This is a genomic window from Escherichia sp. 94.0001 (assembly GCF_013369155.2).
In the GTDB taxonomy this organism is placed as follows: Bacteria; Pseudomonadota; Gammaproteobacteria; order Enterobacterales; family Enterobacteriaceae; genus Escherichia; species Escherichia coli_F.
On sequence record NZ_JABWMS020000178.1, the window covers coordinates 1 to 1,114 of the forward strand.

The window sequence follows — 1,114 nt, forward strand, 5'->3', positions numbered from 1 at the left end:
TGTTTACCTCTTTCTCAGGGAGTTTAGTCTCCAGGATTCCCGGGGCGGTTCAGTCTGCCGTTATCGGTTTTCAATCCCCAGGACTACCATCCACTGCTGATTACCGTTTCCGGAAAAAACGTTAACTGATCCCTGAAGTCAGTTTCATGCTTCAGCCTCTGTCACAACGCGTGGCAGAGGCTTTTTATTTATCAGGAGAAAACAGATATGCCGGGTTACACAGAGTATGTCCTGGCTGAAGGATCTTTCTCATACGGGCAGGCGGTTGCTGTCATAACCGCTTACCGCAATGTGTTTATCCAGGATGACCCGGGAATGCATTTCCGTCGGGTTATCCGCAACGCGGAAGGTCAGCGACGCTGGCGCTGCCGGAATTCTGAACCCGATGCCGGAAAGGTGCTTAATACGCGGCTCGCCAGTGACGGTCTTCTCAGACAATAAACGTCATTCATTTCACCCATCAGGCCGCGTCTTCTCCGGGAGACGTGGCTTTTTCATTTATTACACCAGTAAATCTTAACCACCGATAAGGAGCAAATTATGCGACTAGCCAGTCGTTTTGGTTATGCGAACCAGATACGCCGTGACCGTCCGCTGACACACGAAGAACTGATGCACTATGTGCCGGGGATTTTCGGGGAAGATAAACACACGTCCCGAAGCCAGAACTATACGTACATCCCCACCATCACCGTACTGGAAAGCCTGCAGCGGGAAGGCTTTCAGCCATTCTTCGCCTGCCAGACCCGTGTGCGCGACCCGGGCCGCCGGGGATACACAAAACACATGCTGCGTCTGCGGCGGGCCGGAGAGATAAACGGAGAACATGTCCCTGAAATTATTCTGCTCAACTCTCATGACGGTACCTCCAGCTACCAGATGCTGCCGGGTTACTTCAGGTTCGTCTGCCAGAACGGATGCGTCTGTGGTCAGTCTCTGGGGGAAGTGCGTGTTCCGCACCGGGGAAATGTGGTGGACAGAGTCATTGAAGGGGCTTACGAGGTGGTGGGGGTTTTTGACCGGATTGAGGAAAAGCGTGATGCCATGCAGTCGCTGATTCTGCCGCCACCGGCACGCCAGGCGCTGGCACAGGCGGCACTGACTTACCGTTATG

2 protein-coding genes and 1 pseudogene are annotated in these 1,114 nt (G+C 53.9%); all 3 read left to right on the forward strand.

What is annotated here, in order from left to right:
- Nucleotides 1-45: 45 nt before the first annotated feature.
- Nucleotides 46-129: pseudogene (locus HEN33_RS25035) on the forward strand (IrmA family protein); the annotation flags it as partial.
- Nucleotides 130-207: 78 nt separating this feature from the next.
- The gene (locus HEN33_RS25040) at nucleotides 208-441 is read left to right on the forward strand and encodes a DUF905 family protein (protein ID WP_001119729.1); all 234 of its coding nucleotides are present in this window, start codon (nucleotides 208-210) and stop codon (nucleotides 439-441) included.
- A 99-nt stretch (nucleotides 442-540) separates the two neighbouring features.
- Nucleotides 541-1,114 (forward strand): DUF932 domain-containing protein (locus HEN33_RS25045; RefSeq protein WP_157942742.1); only part of this gene is annotated, 574 nt, incomplete at its 3' end.

What these genes read in the sequence shown, in the direction of transcription:
- HEN33_RS25040 (WP_001119729.1), top strand. Translation starts at nt 208, where the DNA reads ATGCCGGGTTACACAGAGTATGTCCTGGCTGAAGGATCTTTCTCATAC.